The 16,747-nt window shown below is 40.4% G+C and carries 11 protein-coding genes and 1 pseudogene; 9 read left to right on the top strand and 3 right to left on the bottom strand.

The genetic code is table 11. The features are described 5' to 3' along the window. Positions 1–75: 75 nt before the first annotated feature. Complete coding sequence (locus PQO01_RS09080) at positions 76–1,164, bottom strand: transposase (RefSeq protein ID WP_274312032.1); 1,089 nt, start codon at positions 1,162–1,164, stop codon at positions 76–78. Positions 1,165–1,249: 85 nt separating this feature from the next. On the opposite strand from PQO01_RS09080, the pseudogene PQO01_RS09075 reads away from it, so the two are divergent. Then, a pseudogene (locus tag PQO01_RS09075) lies at positions 1,250–1,435 on the top strand (DUF1552 domain-containing protein); the annotation flags it as partial. After that, positions 1,432–4,131 carry a DUF1592 domain-containing protein gene (locus tag PQO01_RS09070; RefSeq protein WP_274313699.1) on the top strand — a complete coding sequence of 900 codons (2,700 nt, stop codon included), beginning with the start codon at positions 1,432–1,434 and terminating at the stop codon, positions 4,129–4,131. The pseudogene PQO01_RS09075 and the gene PQO01_RS09070, both read left to right, overlap by 4 nt. A 44-nt stretch (positions 4,132–4,175) precedes the next feature. Here PQO01_RS09070 and PQO01_RS09065 read toward each other — a convergent pair whose 3' ends face one another. Together PQO01_RS09065 and PQO01_RS09060 are read right to left on the bottom strand one after the other, a co-directional pair. Beyond that, the gene (locus tag PQO01_RS09065) at positions 4,176–5,435 is read right to left on the bottom strand and encodes an IS110 family transposase (RefSeq protein ID WP_274313421.1); all 1,260 of its coding nucleotides are present in this window, start codon (positions 5,433–5,435) and stop codon (positions 4,176–4,178) included. Positions 5,436–5,681: 246 nt separating this feature from the next. Then, positions 5,682–5,843, bottom strand: a complete 162-nt coding sequence (locus PQO01_RS09060; protein ID WP_274313698.1) for a hypothetical protein — start codon at positions 5,841–5,843, stop codon at positions 5,682–5,684. Positions 5,844–6,276: 433 nt separating this feature from the next. Between PQO01_RS09060 and PQO01_RS09055 the strand changes: the two genes are divergently transcribed. The 7 genes from PQO01_RS09055 (at position 6,277) to PQO01_RS09025 (ending at position 16,237) form a co-directional block, all read left to right on the top strand. After that, positions 6,277–7,536: an IS110 family transposase gene (locus PQO01_RS09055; RefSeq protein ID WP_274312477.1), complete on the top strand. Its 1,260-nt coding sequence runs from the start codon at positions 6,277–6,279 to the stop codon at positions 7,534–7,536. 406 nt (positions 7,537–7,942) lie between these two features. Next, entirely contained in the window at positions 7,943–8,626 is a 684-nt protein-coding gene (locus PQO01_RS09050) for a prepilin-type N-terminal cleavage/methylation domain-containing protein (RefSeq protein WP_274313697.1), read from the top strand. Positions 8,627–8,840: 214 nt separating this feature from the next. Then, positions 8,841–9,521: a prepilin-type N-terminal cleavage/methylation domain-containing protein gene (locus PQO01_RS09045; RefSeq protein WP_274313696.1), complete on the top strand. Its 681-nt coding sequence runs from the start codon at positions 8,841–8,843 to the stop codon at positions 9,519–9,521. A gap of 498 nt (positions 9,522–10,019) precedes the next feature. Next, a complete protein-coding gene (locus PQO01_RS09040; protein WP_274313695.1) occupies positions 10,020–11,300 on the top strand; it encodes a DUF1552 domain-containing protein in 1,281 nt (426 codons plus the stop codon). Further along, on the top strand, positions 11,297–13,945 hold the full coding sequence (locus PQO01_RS09035; protein ID WP_274313694.1) for a DUF1592 domain-containing protein: 2,649 nt from the start codon (positions 11,297–11,299) through the stop codon (positions 13,943–13,945). Before PQO01_RS09040 ends, PQO01_RS09035 begins: the two co-directional genes overlap by 4 nt. A gap of 6 nt (positions 13,946–13,951) precedes the next feature. Continuing rightward, the gene (locus PQO01_RS09030) at positions 13,952–14,689 is read left to right on the top strand and encodes an EF-hand domain-containing protein (RefSeq protein WP_274313693.1); all 738 of its coding nucleotides are present in this window, start codon (positions 13,952–13,954) and stop codon (positions 14,687–14,689) included. 126 nt (positions 14,690–14,815) lie between these two features. Next, positions 14,816–16,237, top strand: a complete 1,422-nt coding sequence (locus tag PQO01_RS09025) for a sulfatase (RefSeq protein WP_274313692.1) — start codon at positions 14,816–14,818, stop codon at positions 16,235–16,237. The last annotated feature ends 510 nt before the right edge of the window (positions 16,238–16,747 follow it).

The raw sequence follows: 16,747 nt of genomic DNA, 5'->3' as shown, positions 1-16,747 counted from the left end.
AATTGGATACATGTGAGTATAAACAAGCCAAAAATGGACGCAAGTTGATCATGACGTATAGTTTTATGTTAGTTGCTAAATAGTCTTGAAGAGTTGGTTTGCTGTTATTGCAATAATGCCAAACATTAGATGAGTCATGACTTTTGCATGTCCTCGTACTCTGATCATCCTACCACCATAGTTGTCTTTTAAGTTCGAAAAGACTCTTTCAACAGATGACCGCTGTTTGTACCGTTCTTTTTCAGGCGGGTCAAAAATCTTTTTCTCCCCAGTTTTTCTAGGATTGTGATCAATAATAGATTTATGTCCTAAAAGATGGCTGAATTTATGGATAGAAGGTGAATCATAGGCTGCATCCATTAAATCATATAAATTAGTTATGCGTTGTGCGCTAATCTGTGCTAAAGGGATTGCCGCTTGGCTGTCGTGTAAAGACGCTGAACTCAATAGGCCTGCGACTGGTATATCTCCATCAATACAATCTAAGTGAAGCTTGTAGCCTTTCCATGAAACTTTATAACCATTACTGTTTTTCTTTGTCCCTTTATTACAGTGCGTTGGGAGCTCTTTTAAGTTTTCTTCAAGTGACCGGTCGACCTGCTTTTCCACTACGGTTTTTTCTTTAATTCGGATCTCACCTTTTTTAGGCCGCCCTCGTTTCTTAGGGGCTTTAGGCTCAGCCCCTGGTTCAGACATGACTTTTTCTCTAGCTTCAATTGCTGAAGAATCTCTACTAATGTGCGGTACTAAGGTGTCTCCACAATGTTTTACCACTAAGAATTCATGGATTCTTTGGCAGAGCTGAGAGGCGGTGATTTCTGCAAATACTCTAGAAAAAGTACTTTCATGAGGAAGCTGTTTTGCAAATTCCCAACCACATAAACGACGTATCTTTGTACTTGATTTGAGAAAGTCTATAAAAGATCTTGTTGTATCGAAGTTATAAACGGATTTGGCTATGTAAGCTTTCACTATATTAAAATGATCTTTCGGAGGTCGCCCAAATCCACACCATTCAAATTCATGGCTGAACTGATCAAGCTCAGTTATTGTGCAGATGCGAACAAACTCTTTCTCTTTCTTAGTTAATTCTCCGCCTAAAAGTTCTTCTAAGCCTGGAAATAAATACTTTTCTATGGTATCCCATAAGCCGGGTAGATTCATGTTTTTTCTCTTTTTGTTTTGGTAACTATTGAGATAACATGTTTCTACTTTTATTCAGCTTGTTTTATGACTTTTGCAAAAGGCTCATTATTTAACTGATTGCCCGACTTTACTCGCAGGTGGTGGTTCTAACTTCAAGCAGGGGCAAAACCTGGTTTTACCAGAAGATACACCTTTATGTAATGTATGGTTGAGTATGCTGCAGGGCGCAGGTGTGAAAGCCTCCAGCCATGGTGACAGCACAGGAATTGTTAAAGAGTTAATGGCATGAAGAAAGTTTTTACCGGTTTATCCTGCGTTCTTATGGGCTTGAGTGCTCAAGCCGAAAATCCTCAAGCTATTTTACCTGAAAAGAACTTTGACTTCCTAGCGAATTACTGCCTCAATTGCCACGATGAAGAAAAGCAGGAAGGTAAAGTTAATCTCGAGGACCTAGATTTTAATATAACAAGCATTGAACAGGCTGAGCATTGGCAAAAAGTTCTTGCGGCTTTGAATTCTGGTGAAATGCCTCCAGAAGATAAAAAGCAGCCGACAAACGAAGAAAAGGCAGATTTCCTTGACGATTTGGCTGCGACTATGGTTGATGCTCGTAAACTACTTTCAGATTCCGGAGGTAAGATCACTATACGCCGACTTAATCGCCGTGAGTACCAAAATACTATTAGAGAAGCACTTGGTGTGGAAGTAGATGTAGCTGACCTGCCACAGGATGGCGGAGGTGGTAGTTACGACACTTCCGGGTCATCGCAATTTATCTCCAGTGATCAATTCGAGAAGTATTTAGAAATTGGTCATAAGGCTTTGGATGAGTTTTTTGAACGTCAGAAAACTAAAGGCATCACTAGACCTATGGCTTACCGTGTCGAACCTGAAGAGACAATGAATCCTAAACTTCGAAAGTCTGTGCTTGTGATGGAAGACAGGCAAAGACGAATAGATGCATGGAAAGCTGCAGTTGATAAGGTTGCTGACTTACCGGAAAATCAAGCAATGCTACCGGAGTTTAAGAAAAATAATAAAAAGAACTTCCCCGAGGATCAGCTGTTTTATCGAAATGCTGAAAAATTGAAAAATACTCCCAAGCCCAAAGACTATGGTTTTCGTGATGCGGGTAGAGCTTTATTCGCTCAGATCACTAAGGATCGTAATTATAATTACACCAAACATTATTTAAGTCTGCCTGGCAATGATCGAGGCACCTATTTAAAAACGACTTGGGGAGTTGGCCGCGTAGATATTTCACCACCTGCCGGAACTATGCCTCCAGGGATTTATAAAATTAGAATAAGTGCCGGTATTGCTGAAGGCGCACCTGATTTCAGGCACTTTATCGAACTGGGACACCCTCATCAACTTCAAAATGGCTTAGATGGTTTTCCCATAAGCACTCACCATATTACCGGTACTGTCGCTCAACCCAGTTTAATCGAGACTGAAGTCCTGGTAAGGGCTGATACGCCGCGCGTATTTTCTGTTCAGGAAAGACAACCAGCCAAAGGAACTGCTTTGCGACCTGTTTTTGCCAGAGACAAGAAGCAAAACGGCTATGGAACTCCGGCTTCTATCTGGATCGACTGGGTTGAGGTGGAAGGCCCCATAAGAAGCAATGAAAACATGAGTATTCTTGAGAAGGTTTTCGCTAAGCATCAGATTAAGGTTGCAGGCAACCCTCGTGACTACGGGTGGGAAGCCAGAGAAGTTAGAGCTGCTTTGAAAGATTTTGCTCATGCGATTATGCGCGAAACCGATGCTTCGGAAGAGTTTCTGGATCAATTGATGGCTTTGTATGAAGCAGAACGCAGCAATGGCTCAGTCGGTATTTCTGATTGGAGCCCTTTTGAAGAGGCTATCAAACTTCCATTGAGTATCATTTTGGCTTCTCCGGGTTTCCTTTATCTCGATGAACCGGGAACAGATGAAAACCGCCGTGATCTTAATCAACGTGAACTCGCCGTTCGTTTGGCTTATTTCTTGTGGAGTAGTCCTCCAGATGAGCAACTCTTGGAACTTGCCAAAGAAGGTAAGTTAAAGCAGTCAGATGTTCTTCGTCAGCAAGTAGATCGTATGATTGCAGATAAGCGCTCAGATAAATTCATCGCCGCCTTTGTGCATCAGTGGTTGGATATGCAGCGTTTGGATTTATTTCAGTTCGATGTCAGCTTACATCGTGAGTTTGATGAAAGTACCCGAGCGGCTTCCCGTCAGGAAGTCTATAAAACATTTGCTCATCTACTGAGAGGTAATGATGGCGGTTATATCGGTAACTTCCTGAAGAGTAACTTTGTTATCATCAATGGTCTTCTAGGGACTTACTATGGTCTTGAAGGGGTTGAGGGAGATGAGTTCCGCAAAGTAAAATTACCGGAGAATTCTCCACGTGGCGGTTTACTTGGTATGGCAGCAATTCACGCCATGGGTAGTGACGGCGTTGAATCAAGTCCGGTTGAGCGCGGTGCCTGGGTCTTGCGTCATTTGTTAAATAATCCCCCACCACCGGCGCCGGCAAATGTTCCACAACTTTCCCGCTTGAAGGGCAAAAAGCTGACAACTCGCGAAAAGCTTTTTGCTCATCAGGAGAAGGCTCAGTGTGCCAGTTGTCACCGTAAGATTGACCCTATTGGTCTTGGTCTGGAAAACTTTGGTGCGGCAGGTAAGTGGCGCCTGGAAGATAAACACGAAGTGACTGAGAATAACCCCAAAGGACTCATCGAAATTGCCGGGCAATTTCACAATGGTCCGGAGTTTGGTAACTATTTTGAAATGCGCGATATCATCGCCCAGCGCAAAGATGACTTTGCCCGTGGTTTGACTGAAGCTTTAGTAGCTTACTCTCTAGGTCGTTCTTTTGCTTTTACTGACGAAGATTTGGCAAATGACATTTTGGATTCAGCTAAGAGCAAAAACTATGCCCTCAGTGAGTTCTTACATGCCATTGTTCAGTCAAAAGAATTTCACTCGAAGTAAGAGAGCTGGGCTTTTCTGAGTGCACTTACAACTAGAATTCGAGATTAATTAACGAATTTCTGAAACCATGCTGGTCGCCTCTGCTCCAATACTTCTAGATAGGTCTTTTCATTATATGGAGTTCTCGTTTTCCAACAACTGTACATGATACGAATCCATTTGTACGCCAAAGCTCTAAGTATTGTGAAGTGAGGTATGTTTAGAGCTTTCTTATGATAATAAAATTCATGTGCCCATATTGATGACCTTATGGAATTATTGGCAAACTCAACAAAACTAAGTTGAGTGAACCTGTCGCATAAAAAACGTCTTCGGACAATATTCATTTTCCCACTCTGAATTGTCACAGGAGCTATTTCACTGATTTTAAGAGCCTCATTTACAGACTGAAATTTTTCTCGATCGTTTCCAAAGAAGGCCATAAGACGTGGTCCGATACTAGGACCTGCTCCTGGAAATGATTGGAATATTTCATGATCTTCATTTTCCCTATAAGCTTGCTCAATTTTTTCGTCATAAGCTTTAATAACCTTATTTAAACTCCGGATTCTGTGGCAGAATTGTTGTATCTCAAATATGTAGTAATCCACCTCATCTTCATCATTAACAACAATAACAGAAGCGCGTAATATTTGAACCCTCACTTTTGTTTTTGTATGGCTTGTACTGCGTTTGTTAAAGAATTTAGTAATGCCGATTTGATGAGCATTAATGATATCCTGCGGGCTTGGATATTTATCCAAAAAATCTAGAAACATGTCTGCATATAAATGATTCCCCACGACTTTGAGTGCATTTGGATAATAGATCTTCAACAATGCAGTGAGTTGATTAGTTAAACGAGTTCTATCATTTACTAAATCACGCCTTTTTGTATTCAGTCGCTTCAGTTTTCCTTTTGAAAAAGATTCGTCTACTCTTTTAACTTTATCAGGGTGTTTTAAGTATAGTTCAAGTAATGATTTGGTATCTGCTCGGTCACTTTTCGCGCCACTAAGATGGAATGTTTTAGCAAACTTCGAAGAAGTGGTCGGGTGAACTGTATAGACATCAAATTCACTAATGGATATCAATAAATTCATCAGTGCAGATTGGCAGCTTTCGATGACAACCGCGATGGGATCATTAACAGATTCAAGTATGAGTTCATTAAAGAATTTTTTGAGCGTAAGTAAATCACTACTGATAACTTTACATTCTTCTTCACAATCCCGAAGGATTCGTAGATCATGCTTTTGATCAGCCCAGTCAATCGCAATAATAACTGAGTATTCAGATGGCTTTTTAGTTCTTGTATAATACATTTTTACTCCTTAGGAATATATAGATTTAAAAGTCAGCGTGCGAAATTCCTATAGCATTCGTGGTGGAAGCTTTCTGAGTATTCGTCTTGCTGATAATCATTCCCGGTCGAAGTGCCCAGAAAGTCTTTCAAAGACAGGAGCGCCAATTCGTACCGAGAATAATTAAATTTATATGTTCCTTTTTTAATTCTAAAATTTCTCCCCCAGACCCCCTCATTATATTTATCTATTTAATTACTTGGACTACTATAGGAGCGCCGCATTCCAATGCGGCTTAAAATGTGGATAAAGCGTATCTGCCCGTATGGCAATACCTGGGAGCGCCGCATTCCAATGCGGCTTAAAATGTGGATAAAGCGTATCTGCCCGTATGGCAATACCTGGGAGCGCCGCATTCCAATGCGGCATTTAGATTGGGGATATAATGAATCGTCTATTTGAGGATTTGAAAGCCGGGAGCGTTGCATTCCAATGCGGCACTAAACTTCGGGCTCAATTCAATAAAAAAGTTTTTCCATAAACCATTACTACTTAATTCAGTAGAGTTTTATAAGCGCTATTAGAAATGCCGCATAGGAATGCGGCGCTCCTATAGTAGTCCAAGTAATTAAATAGATAAATATAATGAGGGGGTCTGGGGGAGAAATTTTAGAATTAAAAAAGGAACATATAAATTTAATTATTCTCGGTACGAATTGGCGCTCCTGTCTTTGAAAGACTTTCTGGGCACTTCGACCGGGAATGATTATCAGCAAGACGAATACTCAGAAAGCTTCCACCACGAATGCTATAGGAATTTCGCACGCTGACTTTTAAATCTATATATTCCTAAGGAGTAAAAATGTATTATACAAGAACTAAAAAGCCATCTGAATACTCAGTTATTATTGCGATTGACTGGGCTGATCAAAAGCATGATCTACGAATCCTTCGGGATTGTGAAGAAGAATGTAAAGTTATCAGTAGTGATTTACTTACGCTCAAAAAATTCTTTAATGAACTCATACTTGAATCTGTTAATGATCCCATCGCGGTTGTCATCGAAAGCTGCCAATCTGCACTGATGAATTTATTGATATCCATTAGTGAATTTGATGTCTATACAGTTCACCCGACCACTTCTTCGAAGTTTGCTAAAACATTCCATCTTAGTGGCGCGAAAAGTGACCGAGCAGATACCAAATCATTACTTGAACTATACTTAAAACACCCTGATAAAGTTAAAAGAGTAGACGAATCTTTTTCAAAAGGAAAACTGAAGCGACTGAATATAAAAAGGCGTGATTTAGTAAATGATAGAACTCGTTTAACTAATCAACTCACTGCATTGTTGAAGATCTATTATCCAAATGCACTCAAAGTCGTGGGGAATCATTTATATGCAGACATGTTTCTAGATTTTTTGGATAAATATCCAAGCCCGCAGGATATCATTAATGCTCATCAAATCGGCATTACTAAATTCTTTAACAAACGCAGTACAAGCCATACAAAAACAAAAGTGAGGGTTCAAATATTACGCGCTTCTGTTATTGTTGTTAATGATGAAGATGAGGTGGATTACTACATATTTGAGATACAACAATTCTGCCACAGAATCCGGAGTTTAAATAAGGTTATTAAAGCTTATGACGAAAAAATTGAGCAAGCTTATAGGGAAAATGAAGATCATGAAATATTCCAATCATTTCCAGGAGCAGGTCCTAGTATCGGACCACGTCTTATGGCCTTCTTTGGAAACGATCGAGAAAAATTTCAGTCTGTAAATGAGGCTCTTAAAATCAGTGAAATAGCTCCTGTGACAATTCAGAGTGGGAAAATGAATATTGTCCGAAGACGTTTTTTATGCGACAGGTTCACTCAACTTAGTTTTGTTGAGTTTGCCAATAATTCCATAAGGTCATCAATATGGGCACATGAATTTTATTATCATAAGAAAGCTCTAAACATACCTCACTTCACAATACTTAGAGCTTTGGCGTACAAATGGATTCGTATCATGTACAGTTGTTGGAAAACGAGAACTCCATATAATGAAAAGACCTATCTAGAAGTATTGGAGCAGAGGCGACCAGCATGGTTTCAGAAATTCGTTAATTAATCTCGAATTCTAGTTGTAAGTGCACTCAGAAAAGCCCAGCACATTGAATCTGCTGTTTTAATTATTTTTCCACATTACGAATTGCCGATTAGCAATCGGCGCTCCCAGCGACATTGAATCTGCTGTTTTAATTATTTTTCCACATTACGAATTGCCGATTAGCAATCGGTGCTCCCAGCGACATTGAATCTGCTGTTTTAATTGTTTTTATCTGTGGTATTTCCCGTCTATAATTTTGAACTTCAGTGTTTTATAAGCGCTTAATTTTTTGTTGTGATATCGTTCTATTTATATAACAATATCGGATTTATGTTTTTTTTTAAAATCAGTTCTTGTCAAGAGCAGTCATCTGCGGGATTTTCACGATAATTCTCTATGTAATTAATAATCATATGGAAATTGAAAGATGCAGAAAAAATTTAGTTTGATAGAAATTTTAGTTGTTATGGCAATTATTGGTGTTTTGGTGTCTTTATTAATACCGACTTTAAGTTCTGCTAGGAAGAAGAGTCGTGCAACAGTATGTGCTTCCAATTTGAAGCAGTTGGGTGCGGCATCAATCATGTTTGCTCTAGATAACGAAGGGCGGATTATTTATTCTGGAAAATCCTCAGGTAGTTCTTGGTGGGATTGGCACCTGCAAAATGGAAATTATATAGAGAAGTCAGAAGAGTCATTTACTTGTCCATCACTACCCTATGAGGGGGACTGGCATAGTGAAAATTATTTAACTTATGGTGCAGCAAACGAAGGCAACAGGGCTAGGGATCATCGTACAGGACGCATAGTTATTAGGGATGATGATGATAATAAAATTTATGAAGGCGTTAAAATGACTCAAGTTGAGTCACCATCAGAATTTTTCTGGTACGCTGATTCGGCTAAAGGAGCTGGAGCTGAAAAGCAGTGGATTAATTTTGTCTTTCGCAGTGGAGTAGATCACGCAGGCATGAGAATTCATACACGCCATAATGAAGCGGGCAATATTTGGTTTATTGACGGTCATGTAGCTCCCCATAAAATTGGCACCTTGAAGCAACTTGGTTTTAACAGTGGCTGGACAGAAAGCGGGACGCAAATAGCCTACTAATTCAATTGATAATCGGTGCTCTCAGCGGCATGATTCGACAAATATATTTCCTGGGTAGAGTGTTGGTATTGGAATTGTTTACAACTACTTTTTTGTGTTAAATGACTCTTTTATATAAGGATCTAGGCTTTGTGCTTTATCTAAGTCAAGATTTGTCATAGCCATGTCACCTCACGATGATTAAATAAAAATATTATCTAAGGAGCTTATAAATATGAAAAGATTTAGTTTAATAGAAATTATGGTGGTTCTGGCCATTATTGCCATTCTTGTGTCATTATTGATCCCGACTTTAAGTTCGGCTAGAAAGCAGAGTCGAGCAGCAGTGTGTGCTTCTAATTTGAATCAACTCGGCGTATCGGCATTTGCCTTTGCCATGGATAATGATCGTAAGGTCCCTGCCGCTGGTGCTTCCGGAAGTTTACCTTATACTAAGTCGTCTTGGTGGACTGGATCTCTAAAAGAAGGTGGATATATAAACTGGACAGAAGAAGCTATGACTTGCCCCTCACTGCCTTTTGACGGAGATTGGACTAATGAACATTATGTAAGTTATGGTGCTCCAAGAGAGTACAATTGGAGAGAGCCTCGTCCAGGAGAGGTAAAAACTCCGTATTTCGGTTTTAAGATTACTGAAGTGGAATCACCATCAGAGTTTTTTTGGTATGCCGATTCAGCTAAGTTAAGTAATGGCGTCTTAAAACAATGGAATACTTACGAATATGGATATAAAAATAAAGGTAGATCATCAGCATTGAGAATTCATACTCGACACAGTGAGAAAGCAAATCTTTGGTTTGTTGATGGTCATGTCTCTCCCCAGCACTTAACTTCTTTAAAGGGGCTGGGAGTCGATTACATCTTTTCAGAAAGTGGAGCAGTCATCAATTTCTAGATAATTAGCTGGGAGCCTCGCATTCCAATGCGGATTAAAGCTGTGGATAAATACCCGGGAACGCCGATTGCTAATCGGCATTAAATGTCGTGCTCAATTCAATGTTTTTTTTCACAAACCCTTGTTCAATCAATTCACCAATTTACATGACCCGCTTTAAGGTGTGCCGATTAGCAATCGGCGCTCACAGCCATTTTAAAACCCCAAAATAATTTAGCGAATCCTTAGTAAAAAGTGCCGCATTGGAATGCGACGCTCCCGGCATCAATAAACTTATTTTCTGTCGATAAAGGTAAACTTCATTAGAAAAATCAGCTATAAACTCATTTTCTTGTGGAATTTGTCATTATTCAGGTTTTCGATACAATCTTAAGTTAAAGAATGCTATCAATAGCAACTGAGCTGATAATGGAATATATTTTGAGTATAAAAAATATTCATCAAGTAAAGAGCAGGGATAGCTAAAAAGAATTTTGAATTACTAATTGGAAAGAACTCATGAAATCAAATATCAACAGACGTCATTTTTTGCGTGGTTCGGGTGCTTTTGTTGCATTGCCATTACTCGAGTCAGCAGGCTTTAAAGCTTTTGCTTCAGCCGCCGATAGAAAAACACCAGTACCGCCTAAAAGGCTGGCTTTCATGAGTATGGGCTTTGGTGTAACGCAGGAAAGTTGGTATCCAAGTAAATCAGAAACGGGTACAGGCTATAAATTACCCAAGGGACTTTCTCCTTTAGCTCGCAATCAGAAAAACTTCACTTTTGTGCAGGGCTGTGAGCACAAGTTTTCCCGTCAAGCTCACTGGGGCAGCACATACTGGTTAACAGGAGCTAATCAATATGGCACGCCTGGTCAGTCTTTTTCCAACACAATTTCTGCCGATCAGCTTGCGGCTGCCCAGTTTGGCAAGTACACCCGTTATTCGTCTATACAATTATCTTCTGATGACACTAATGGCTCAGGTCATGGTCCAGGTCTTTCTTTAGCCTGGGATCAAAACGGCAAGCCGGTATCCGGCTGGAATTCTCCTTTGCAGGCTTATCATAAGTTATTTTCAGCTGACAATCTTCCCATTGAGCAGCGCAAGGCTCTACTAGCTGAAAAGCGTAGTATTCTGGACTCTGTTCACATCGAAGCTAAAGATATTCAACGTTCCTTGAATAAATCGGATAAAGACAAGATCGGTGAGTACTTCCAGGGCATTCGCGATATTGAAACTCGTTTGAGCAAAACCGAAGCCTGGATGAATGTTCCCAAGGCAAAAGCTCCTTTTGGCGCACCCGCTGATGGATTGAGTGGGCCTGAGGAAATTGAAACCATGTATAAAATCATGATTGCAGCCCTGCAAACTGATAGCACTCGAGTGATTACCTACAGACAGCCTCTGAAGAGATTCATTGGTGGCAACCCTCACGCCATGAGTCATTATGCACCTGGTACGGTTCAGGAAGAAGCGTCAAAAGCAAGAGATTTAGCTCAATCAAAATTACTCAATGGCCTGATCAATCAACTAAAAGCCACTAAAGAAGTCGATGGCTCCAGCCTCTACGATAATATTGCTTTGGCTTTTGGTTCCAATATTCGTTCCATTCACTATTTAAATAACTGTCCAACCATACTTATGGGTGGAGCAGCCAATATAAAACTTGGTCACAATATGGTTCTGGAAGAAGGAACCCCTCTTAACAACGTATGGTTAACGATGTTGCAGGGAGTAGGTGTGAAAGTTGATAGTCACGGTGATAGTACTGGTATTGTTAAGGAGCTCCAGGCATGAAGAAAGTTTTAACTGGTTTATCCTGTTTCCTTATGGGCTTGAGTGCTCAGGCCGAAAAACCCCAAGCTGTTTTACCTGAAAAAAACTTTGATTTCCTGGCAAATTACTGCCTAAACTGCCACGACGAAGAAAAGCAGGAAGGTAAAGTTAACCTTGAGGATCTGGACTTTAATATAACAACGATTGAGCAGGCCGAGCAATGGCAGCGTGTACTCAGTGCCATCAATGCAGGCGATATGCCTCCCGAAGATAAAAAACAGCCTAATAGTCATGAGAAAGCTGACTTCCTGGAAAGCTTGTCCGACACCATGGTCACAGCAAGGAAAGTACTTTCCGACAGTGGTGGTAAAATTACCATGAGTCGCCTCAATAAACGCGAATACAAAAATAGTATTCAAAGTTTAGTTGGGGTCGAACTGGATGAAAATATTTTGCCCAGCGATGACGGTTCAACTGATTTCGATACAGTGGGGGCTTCTCTCTTCATGTCGGGAGACAAGTTTGAGCAATACTTAAAGCTGGGGCGTAAAGCCATAGATGAATTTTACGAACAAAGAGCGGCTCAGAATGCGAAGCCTTTTGTTTACCGTATAGAGGCAGAAGATATTGGCAATCCCAAATTGAAACAGCGATTAAAGAAATCCGATGAACTTTTCAAAAAGTTTGAAGCGCTGAAAAAGGCTGTAGACGAATTTGCAGCAAGACCGGAAAATGCCGAAACTATAGCCAAGATGTCAAAAAAAGATAAAGCTTTTTTAAGGCGCTATTACGAAAAACTTTCCTATCTCGACGGGGCTCCACATCCAAAGGATTTTGGCTTGAAATACAATCTTTTTAATGCGGCAAAATTCTATGAGTTGTCAAAAAATGATTATGAATATCATAAGCATTTTCATAATTTGCCTCACAGAGAAAACGGCACCTATCTTCAACTTAATTATGGTGTAACCAGGCTCGAGTTGGTTCCTGGAAAAATGCCTGTTGGGACTTATAAACTTCGCGTTTCGGCAGGCGCAGTTGAAGGCAGTCCGGCATATCGTAATTTCCTTGAGTTCGGTCATCCTGGGGGTCCCATTGATGATAGAGGTGATTTTGAAGGCTTCCCAATCAAAGCAATTCAGGTTCAGGGCTCGGTAACAAATCCCAGAGTTATTGAAACTGAATTTGAGGTGAGAGCAGATACTCAGCGCGAGTTTGCTATACGCGAAAGACGTCCCACATCCTGGCATGAGCTGCGTAAGGTTTATCATGCAGAAAAAAAGAGAAATGGTTACGGCCACGAACCTTCGACTTGGGTTGATTGGGTAGAAATAGAGGGGCCTATTGCTAAGCCTCAGTCAGGAAAACTGGCAAAAATCTACGATGCCTACCGCGATAAAGAAGGTTTGTCTGATATTCAAAGAGCACGTTATATACTTACAGAGTTTTCCAAGGAAGCTTTTAGAACAAACAAAGCAAGACCTGAATTTATTGAATCAGTCATGGCGATCTTTAAAAATAGACTGACCATGGAGAAAGATTTTGATATAGCCATTAGAACGCCCTTGAGCATCATCGTTTCCTCTCCTCGTTTTATTTATAAAAATGAAGTGGGTTACGATAAAACACGTCAGTTAAGCAACCTCGAAGCCGCAGTAAGACTTTCTTATTTCCTTTGGAGTTCACCTCCCGATGCGGAGCTCTTGAATGTTGTTAAAGAAAACAAGTTAAGCAATGTAACTGTTTTGCGTCAGCAGGTTGAGCGCATGCTTAAGGACCCCAAAGCACATCGATTTGTGGCTGGCTTAACTCATCAATGGCTGGATATGCAACGTTTAGATTTATTCCAGTTTAGTGTGACGAACTTCCGTGAATTTGATCAAAATTTACGTAGAGCTTCCCGTGAAGAAGTGTACCAAACTATCCTTCACTTACTCCGTTCCAAAGACAGCGGTCAACTGCATAAGCTCATCAAAAGTGATTTTGTGGTGGTTAATGGTATGATGGCAGCTCACTACGGTATGACAGGTGTAGAAGGCGAAGAGTTCCGCAAAGTTGAACTTTTAGATAAATCCCCTCGCGGAGGTCTTTTGGGCATGGCGGCGATTAGTGCCATGGGCAGTGATGGTATGGAAAGCAGCCCAGTGGAACGCGGTGCCTGGGTACTTCGTTACATGCTCAATGATCCACCCCCGCCAGCACCGGCGAATGTTCCTCAGCTCTCTCGTTTAGCTGATAAAAAAATCTCTAAGAAAGAAAAGTTAATCGCTCACCAGGAAGAACCTCAGTGTGCCAGCTGTCACCGTAAAATTGATCCCATTGGCTTTGGTTTAGAAAACTTCAATGCCATTGGTCAGTGGCGTACAAAAGATAAACATGCTATTTCTAAGACCAATAAGAAGGGCATTGTCGATGCCTCCGGCGCCTTTCATAAAGGACCATCTTTTGCCGATTTCTTTGAGCTAAGAGATAGGATTTACGATAAGAAAGACGACTTTGCGCGTGGTTTTAGCGAAGCCCTCATTGAGTATGGTCTTGGTCGTCCTTATGCCTTTACCGATGAAGATTTAACTCAGAAAATCCTAAGCACTGCAAAAAGCAAAGACTACAATATGAATGAATTCGTTCAGGCTCTCGTTAGTAGTAAGCAATTCTGGACCAAGTAAGTCATTATGAATATTTTAACGACTCTTTTACTCTGCCTTGTTTCTTTCAATTTCTTGGCTGCTAATGGAAGTAAGGGGCCAAACAGTCCCATGGTCATAGCGATTGTTGAGGAAGCCCATAGTGATCATATTATTGTTGTAACTCGCGGTAAATTTAAACGCAAGCTTATTCTGAATGAGGCGAGTAAAATTAATTATGTTGGTTTTGATGATACCAAGAAAGAAATTAAAGCCGAGTTTTGTATAAGAGCCCAAGTTAAAAATGAAGTTATTTCAACGATATACGTTACTCCCGCAATTGGCACGGAACTGGTTTTTCCGACTCCAGAAATGGTCAAGATGAGTAATCAAGAACTTTTTGATTTGGCGGATCTTAATCAGAATGGTCGCATTTCTTATGTGGAAATATCTAAAACCATCAAGCATTCACTCAAGCATGGACCCGTAACTTTTTCCAAGTCAGATGTGGACAATTCCGGTGCCCTCAGTCAAGAGGAGTTCCCGGCATTTTTGGCAAAAACAAAATGGTGGAAGATGTCGAGAGTGATGCCGGAAGATCAGTTAAAGACCCACGACAAGGATCAGAATAATCTCTTGTCCAAGGAAGAGCTGGTCAGTCTTTTGGGAAGTGAAGCTCATATCGAGATTTTTTTTAAAAGAGCTGATAAAAACAAATCAGGTGATATTGACTTGGCGGAAATCACTCAATTAATCGAAAGCTTTATTTTTGGTAAAAAAAACTAATTGCTGTCATTTGCTCCTTAGTCCCTACAAATTTAGAGGTAAATCAACTCAAGCTCATGTTCTTAAGTGAGTCATTATTTTAAATATAATTTAGCCTTTTGGGCACCATTAATGGAATTTAAATTTATGAATACAAAAATTGCTAAACCTCTAAAGAATTGCCAAAACTCAGCTAATAAAAGTAAAATGATACAGCCTTGGTTTAAGTATTGTTTTTTAAGCTGCTTTTTGATGATGAGCCTTTATTCACAGTCAGAAAAACCCAACTTTATTTTTATCATGACCGATGATCATGGCTGGAGTCAATTTGGTCATATACCCCATCCTGAAATGAAAGAGGCTAAGTCAAAATACCTCGAAACACCGAATTTGACGAGAATCGCAGAAGAGGGCATGCGTTTTACGCGTGCATATTCACCGGCATCACTCTGTACTCCAACTCGTAGAAGTATTTTGTGCGGTGCTTCAGTAGCGCGTAGTGGAACCGAATTTAAGAGTTCTTTTATCCCCCATGAGCATATGACTATGCCCAGAGCCCTCAAAATGGCTGATGAAAATTATGTCTGTGCTCATTTCGGCAAATGGGGTGAGCATATGATTTCAACTCCTGAGCAATGTGGATACGACCTAAGTGACGGTGAAACTGGCAATGTAACAGGTGGTATGGAAGATAAGTTTCAGCCATTTCATATTATGGATGACCCAAAACGAACGAATTCCGTGACGGACAGAACTATTACTTTCATAAGAGAACAAAAGTCTGCTGGTAAACCTTTTTACGCGCAAGTGAGTTATTACGCAACACACCTCAGTGTTGAACTAGAAGAAAAATCCCTCAAGAAATTTCAGAAAAAAGGTGAGCCAGATCGTCGTTACACGGCGGGATTTGCTGGTATGCTTGAAGAAACTGATAGTGCCATAGGTCGAATTCTCGATGCCCTGGATGAACTTGGAATTGCCGACAATACCTATGTGATTTTCTCCTCAGATAATGGTGGTCGTGGCGAAATCCCAGGTGCAGCTGCAGAAGGCTTGGACCCCAATTATCCCCTCAAAGGTTACAAGCACACCCTCAATGAAGGCGGTATTCGCGTGCCTTTTTATGTACGAGGTCCCAAGGTAAAAGCCAATTCCTGGTGCCATGAAGTCGTATCAAGCTATGATTTATTACCGAGCTTTTATGAGCTCGCAGGTGGTGCTAAAGAGCTTCCGGAAACTGTCGATGGGGGCAGTTTTGTTCACTTGATTCACGATAAGGCTGTTAAGCCCGTTAAACGTGCTGTAGGAGGTTTGGTTTTTCACCGTCCACGTCAACGCGAATCAGTTTACACCAAGGGTAGATATAAACTTTTACTCAATTGGAATGGCGAAACTCCAGGCCAGGCAGAACTTTACAATACTTTAGCTGATGCCACTGAGAGTAATAACCTCGCTCATCAATTACCTGAGCGTGTCGAAGATATGAAGAAAAAGCTTGTGACTTTCCTTGAATCTGTTGATGCCGAAACGGTGAAAGACTACCCAAAAATGCGTAAAAATAAGTATTGATTTTTAGTATGCAGTTAGAGAATAGTTAAAAGATCGCTTCGCTGCAGATCGTTCGACTTCGTCTCGCTGCAGATCGCTCATTTCATTCGCCGGTATGGCAATGCCTGGGAGCGACCCATTCCAATGCGGTATTGAATTGCAGATGAATGTAATTATTCATCCACAGATGACAGCAATTTACACGGATTACTATAATTGAAAATTGCTTATTTTAAGTAAAAATAGGCTGTTCGTTTCTGTGATGTTCTGTTCTTGAAATTACTTAGTGTTAGCTCTTTAATCATAAAAAAGAACGAAGCACTAAATAATACAAAATAATCATCATATGCTCAAAGTAAAATCTATGCGATGCGAGCTTAAATTTACTTCGACAAAAGCTTCTTTGCGGAGTCCGCAAAATGATACCGCATTGGAATGGGTCGCTCACAGGATTTTCTGAGATGGAATATATAAGAATTCCGACTTAAAACTTTTTTGTTTTTCTGTTCAATAGCTAGAAAAATTTTATAA

The sequence above is a fragment of the Lentisphaera marina genome (assembly GCF_028745505.1).
In the GTDB taxonomy this organism is placed as follows: domain Bacteria; phylum Verrucomicrobiota; class Lentisphaeria; order Lentisphaerales; family Lentisphaeraceae; genus Lentisphaera; species Lentisphaera marina.
Note: the sequence above shows the minus strand (reverse complement) of the source record. Positions and strands in the feature narration are given on the sequence as shown.

Bases quoted from the DNA above. Each gene is read 5' to 3' on its own strand.
- PQO01_RS09080 (WP_274312032.1), bottom strand. From the start codon at position 1,164: ATGAATCTACCCGGCTTATGGGATACCATAGAAAAGTATTTATTTCCA.
- PQO01_RS09070 (WP_274313699.1), top strand. From the start codon at position 1,432: ATGAAGAAAGTTTTTACCGGTTTATCCTGCGTTCTTATGGGCTTGAGT.
- PQO01_RS09065 (WP_274313421.1), bottom strand. From the start codon at position 5,435: ATGTATTATACAAGAACTAAAAAGCCATCTGAATACTCAGTTATTATT.
- PQO01_RS09060 (WP_274313698.1), bottom strand. From the start codon at position 5,843: ATGCCGCATTGGAATGCGGCGCTCCCAGGTATTGCCATACGGGCAGAT.
- PQO01_RS09055 (WP_274312477.1), top strand. From the start codon at position 6,277: ATGTATTATACAAGAACTAAAAAGCCATCTGAATACTCAGTTATTATT.
- PQO01_RS09050 (WP_274313697.1), top strand. From the start codon at position 7,943: ATGCAGAAAAAATTTAGTTTGATAGAAATTTTAGTTGTTATGGCAATT.
- PQO01_RS09045 (WP_274313696.1), top strand. From the start codon at position 8,841: ATGAAAAGATTTAGTTTAATAGAAATTATGGTGGTTCTGGCCATTATT.
- PQO01_RS09040 (WP_274313695.1), top strand. From the start codon at position 10,020: ATGAAATCAAATATCAACAGACGTCATTTTTTGCGTGGTTCGGGTGCT.
- PQO01_RS09035 (WP_274313694.1), top strand. From the start codon at position 11,297: ATGAAGAAAGTTTTAACTGGTTTATCCTGTTTCCTTATGGGCTTGAGT.
- PQO01_RS09030 (WP_274313693.1), top strand. From the start codon at position 13,952: ATGAATATTTTAACGACTCTTTTACTCTGCCTTGTTTCTTTCAATTTC.
- PQO01_RS09025 (WP_274313692.1), top strand. From the start codon at position 14,816: ATGAATACAAAAATTGCTAAACCTCTAAAGAATTGCCAAAACTCAGCT.